The 5,374-nt window shown below is 72.6% G+C and carries 3 protein-coding genes; 1 reads left to right on the plus strand and 2 read right to left on the minus strand.

The genetic code is table 11. The features are described 5' to 3' along the window. Positions 1–1,992 (plus strand): ABC transporter substrate-binding protein (locus K6I34_RS30645; RefSeq protein ID WP_229330941.1); only part of this gene is annotated, 1,992 nt, incomplete at its 5' end. Between the two features lie 33 nt (positions 1,993–2,025). Here the strand turns inward: K6I34_RS30645 and K6I34_RS30650 are convergent. Together K6I34_RS30650 and K6I34_RS30655 are read right to left on the minus strand one after the other, a co-directional pair. Further along, positions 2,026–3,879: an MFS transporter gene (locus tag K6I34_RS30650; RefSeq protein ID WP_374231065.1), complete on the minus strand. Its 1,854-nt coding sequence runs from the start codon at positions 3,877–3,879 to the stop codon at positions 2,026–2,028. 223 nt (positions 3,880–4,102) lie between these two features. Further along, the coding region (locus tag K6I34_RS30655; RefSeq protein WP_374231066.1) for a D-alanyl-D-alanine carboxypeptidase family protein at positions 4,103–5,374 on the minus strand (1,272 nt) is incomplete at its 5' end.

Below are 5,374 nucleotides of genomic sequence, written 5' to 3' on the forward strand. Positions count from 1 at the left end.
GGCGAGGAGTACCGGGCGGAGCTCACCTCCGCCAACCAGGCCCTGGCCAAGGCCGCCTCCTACGGGGTGGCGGGCCGGCAGGAGGCGGAGCTGAGCACCGCCTCCGCCCTGGTCTCCTCGTACAGCTACCTCGTCCAGCAGGCGGCCCGCAGCGCCGTGAACAAGCCGCTGCGCACGGCGTACCTGGCCAACGCCCGCTCGACCGAAGAGGACATCGTCGAGCGTCTGGGGACCGTCCAGCGGGAGCAGCGCGCCCTGCTGCACCGCCAAGCGGCCTTCGGCCGTCCGCTGACCCTGCTGTGGTCGGCCGCCCTCGCCCTCTGCGCCGGGCTGCTCGCGCTGCTGGCCTGGACGCAGCGCCTGCTGCGCGTCCGCTTCCGCCGCCGCTTCAACCCGGGCCTGGCCGCGGGCACCCTGCTGCTCGCCGCGGGGGTGCCGACGGTGACGGTCCTCGCCGTCCAGATCCAGCACCGGCTGAGCACGGCCGCCGCACGGATCGAGCACGACAGGACGCACGGCGGGATCAGCCTGGAGACCCTCCAGGTGCGGCAGGCACTGGGGAACGCGCGCTGGCAGGAGGGGGCCACGAGCTGGATCGTGGTGACCGCTGTCGCGGTCGCCGCGCTGGTGCTGCTCGGTCTCCTGCCCCGCATCGACGAATACCGCTTCACCCGGCCCGTGCGGCGCGCGCGGAACGCGCTGACGGGCAGGCGCGCCCACCGGATCACGGCCGCCGTGCTCGCCGTGTGGCTGGTGGGGCTCGGCGTCCTCGTCTACGCCGAGCAGCGGGGCGCCCGGCAGACCCGGCTCACCGTCCTCGCCTCCTGGGAGGACCCGGAGGCGACCGGCTTCCGGGAGGTCCTGAAGTCCTTCGAGCGCTCCCACCCGGACGTCGGCGTCACCTACGAGCACACCACGGCCCTGCGCGAGGTCCTGCTCGCCCGCATCCGCACGGGCACCGCCCCCGACATCGCCGTCCTGCCCAGCCGCGGCGAGGCCGCCGACTACGCCGCCCAAGGCGTCCTGCAGCCCCTGGGCGACGTCCTGCCGAAGGGCACGGCGGACGCGTACGGCCCCCGGTGGGTGCCCAAGGTGAGCGGACAGGTCTACGCCGTCCCCGTGAAGGCCGACCTCAAGAGCATCGTCTGGTACGACGCGGCCTCCCCGCCCCGGGACCCGGCCGCCGCCGCCCGCGACGGCGCCCACTGGTGCGCGGGCATGGGCGGCGGCGACACCGTCGGCTGGCCGGGCACCGACTGGATCGAGGACCTGCTGCTCCAGCAGAGCGGGACGCAGGCGTACGAGAAGCTGGCGAGCGGCGGCCTCTCGTGGACCTCCGACGAGATGAGGAAGGCGTGGACCGCCTTCGGCGGCATCTTCACCGCCGCACCCGCGCAGGACGCGCTGGGCAAGGACTGGCTGCACGACGGCTTCCTCTCGGGAGGCTCAGGGGGCTCGGGGAGCTCAGGGGGATCCGCCTGCTCCCTGGAACACCAGGCCACCTTCGCCCGCAGCGGGTACGGGGGCCGGGCCGACTTCACGCCCACGCCCGGCGTCCTCCCCGGCACGGACGCGCGCTCCCCCGCCCGTGAGGTCTCCGCCGACTACGCGGCGCTCTTCGGCAGGAGCCCGGCGGCGAAGGCCCTGCTGGGCTACCTCACCACGCCCCGGGCGCAGCGGGCGTGGGCAGCGGCGCACGCCCCCGGGCGGGCGGACAACCCCTTCCGCCCGTTCTTCCCCTTCTCGCGCCCACAGGTCATCCCGGCGTCCGAGCGGCTCAACCAGCACATCGACCGTGAGCTGCGCAGTGCCCGGACCCTGTGTCTGGACGCCTCGGACGCCATGCCTCCGCGCATGCGCTTCGCCTTCCAGCACGCGGTGCTGGACTACCTGAGCGAACCGACCGGCGCGAAGCTCGACAAGGTGCTGGCCGACCTGGAGACGGAGCGCCGCCAGGTCGGCCCGCGCCAGGACCACGTCTGCACCGGGTGAGCCGCTCAGACGCCGGACATCACCGGCGGGACGTCACGGGGCCAGGTCGTCCGGGCAGCCCGTGCCGCGCGGCAGCTTGTACGGGGAGGCGATGCGGTACGTCCCCGCGCGCGGAGCGTGCAGCAGCGTCCAGGCGTCCTCCGGCTGCGCGCCGCGCGCCTCCTGCACCTGCTTGGTGAGGCAGCCGTGGACGTTGACCGGCGGCTCGCCGTGCGGGCCCGGCTTGGGCGGCTGCACGGCCTTGCCGTCCTTGTCGACGACGCTCAGCCACGGCGAGTACGGGATGCGGATCAGCACCGGGCCCGCGGCCTTCACGGTGATGGTGACCTCGTTGGCCTCCACCTTGTCCACGACCGCGGGCGGGTCGGCCAGCGGGGTCGGGGCATCGACCTGGTAGAGCCGCCAGTTCGCGTCGTTCCACACCTCGCGCAGGTAGGGCTGGCCCTTCAGCACGAGCTTGGCCTCCGCCTTGGCCGCGTCGTCGGGCTCGTCGGTGGGCAGCACCACGTAGTGCACGGCCCAGCGGTCCAGCCAGGCGCGGTAGCTGGAGGGGTCGAGCAGGTCGGGCTCGTAGAAGAGCGGGTTGCGCTCGCGGTCCGCCTGCCGGTTCCAGCCGCGGGCCAGGTTCACGTACGGGGCGAGCGCCGACGCCTCGCGGTGGCTGCGGGCGGGCACGACCTCGACGCGGCCGCGGTCGGCGTCCAGCTTCTGCAGCTGGTCCATCAGGGGCGCCAGCTCACGCGCCCAGGAGGCGGCGGGCGTGGTGTGGATGATGTCGCCGATCGCGTTGGCCGCCTGCCAGGCGGTGATGGTCAGCACGGCGAGGACGAGCGCGGTCCAGTTCCGGCCGGTGCGCAGCAGCTCGGCGCGCGGCGGCACCTTCCACTGCGACAGCACGGCGACGAGGACGATCCCGCCGAAGACCATGCCGAGCCGCGAGATGTTCGTACCGATCTGCGAGGGGATCAGCCACACCAGCAGCACGCCCAGGATGTAGAGCGCGGACACGGTACGGACCGTGCGCCACTCCCTGGGGACGAAGACCACGCCGAAGATGCCGCTGAGCAGCGGCAGGATCGCCGAGGGCCAGAACATCGGCTGCTGGCCGGAGAACGGGAACAGCCACGCCGACAGGGCGACCACCGCGACCGGCGGCAGCCCGATCGCGTACGCCGCGGGGCGCCGCTTGCTCAGCCACAGCGCCGCCGCCACTATCCCCACGTACAGACCCGCGACCGGGCTCCCCGCGGTGGCCAGCGCGGCGGCGGCCCCGGCCAGCGCGGCCCGGCCCCACCGGTACTTGCCCTCGTTGCGCCACCGCGCGGGCCAGGCGAAGATCACGGCCACGGCGGCCAGCCCGAAGGCCATGCCGAGCCCGAACGTCACCCGCCCGGAGATCGCGTTGCAGGTCAGCGCGAACGCGCCGTAGAGCGCGGGCCACAGCGGCCGCCGCACGACACGGCTGCGCACCAGCAGCAGCGCGATCAGCCCGGCCGACGCCGTGCCCGCGAGCATCATCGTGGGCCGGACCCCGAGCTGCGCCATCAGATACGGCGAGATCGCGCTGTACGAGACGGGGTGCATCCCGCCGTACCAGGACAGGTTGTACGCGGAGGAGGGGTGCTGGAGCGCGAACTCGGCCCAGGCGTCCTGGGCCGCGAGATCACCACCGCTGTTTGCGAAGACGAACACCCACACCACGTGCAGCAGCGCGGCCACGAGCAGCGTGGTCAGTACGGGACGCCGGTGCAGCTCACGGCCCAGCCGGGCCAGACGCTCACGCGGTCCCCCGGGCGCGGCCCCGTCCCGTATCCCGGAGGGCGCCTCCCGGCGGCCTTTGCCCGGCTCGTCCGGCTTCCCGGCACGCGCCGGTCCCACGGTGGTCACTGCGGCTCTCCCCGTCTCCCCCGAGGTCATCCCCCATCGTCACGCTGTCCCGTTCGCTCGGGTAGCGGGCACGGCGGACCGGCCGTGCGCAAACCCTCGCGACGCTAGCACGCCGCGTGAGCGCGACCGCGAATTGCCGGGCGGCGGCCCTGTGCCCCGCCCGTGCGAAACGGCCTCCGGTCCGTACGCGGCGCGTACGGACCGGAGGCCGCGACTCCCGCCGTCAGCCGAGGCGGGTCAGCTTGGCACCGAAACCGGGCTCGGCGAGGTCCTTCTGGAGGGCGACGGGAACCTTCACGGCGCCCGGGCCGCTGCCCACGGTGAGCTCGCCGACCTCGGTCCCGGCCTTCGCCGAGTGCGGGATCTTGTGGCCGCCGTCGCCCAGCGAGTACTTCGTCTCGAAGCCCGGCCAGCCCACGGCCGTGACGTCCTTGGTGGCCACGACCGGGGTCGTGCCGCCGAGACCGTCGGAGACGTGGCCGACGACGTCGCCCTTCTTCACGACCTTGGCCGTGGTCATGGCCTTCTGGATGGCCGTCATCTGCGCGTAGCTCTTCTTGAGCACCATGGAGAGGCTGTTCGCAGCGTCGGGGTCCAGCCCCTTGAAGTGCTGGTCCATCGTGGTGCCGACGATCAGGTACTCGTGACCGTCGAGCACGCGGCGGGCCGCCCACATCAGCGCGCCGCCGGCCGGGGTGCTCGATCCGGTCTTGATGCCCAGGACACCGGTGCCCTTGATCAGCAGCTCGCCGTTGTTGTTGTAGAGCTTCTCGACACCGGCGACCTCGGCGTTCGGCTGACCCGCGATGTCACGGATGACCTTGTTCTGGATCGCCACCTCGGCGAGCTTCACCTGGTCGACGGCCGTGCTCTTGGTGGTCTCCTGCAGACCGCTGGGGTCGGTGTAGACCGTGTTGGTCATGCCGAGCTCCTTGGCGGTGTCGTTCATCTTCTTGACGAACGCCTCCTCGGAGCCCGCGTCCCAGCGCGCCAGCTGACGGGCGGCGTTGTTGCCGGACGGGATGAGGGTCATCCGGAGCCAGTCGTACTCCGAGTACTCCTTGCCCTCGACGAGCCCCTTGATCCGCGACTCGTCGCCGGACTTCGACTCCTTCTCGGCCTGGGCGTCGACCTTGATCATGGGACCCTGCTCGTCCGCCTTTATCGGGAAGCTCTTCGGGTCCAGCGGGTGGTCCTTGAGGATCACGTACACCGTCATGACCTTGGCCATACTGGCCGTCGGGACGGGCTTCTGCTCGCCGTACGTGCCGACGTCGCCCGCGCCCACCACCTTGGCGGCGGACTGGCCCATGTCGGGCCACGCGAAGTCGGGCTTGGCGCCCTCGAACGCGAACGACTTCTTCGCGCCGAGTTCGAGCTTCGGGTCGGGCAGCGGGCGGAGCCCCTGCACGACGCAGAAGATGATCCCCAGTAGCACCACGAGCGGCGTGTAGATCTTCACGCGGCGCAGGGCGTTGCGGGCGGGGGTCGGCGG

This window comes from Streptomyces sp. UNOC14_S4, from assembly GCF_020740835.1.
Classification (GTDB): domain Bacteria; phylum Actinomycetota; class Actinomycetes; order Streptomycetales; family Streptomycetaceae; genus Streptomyces.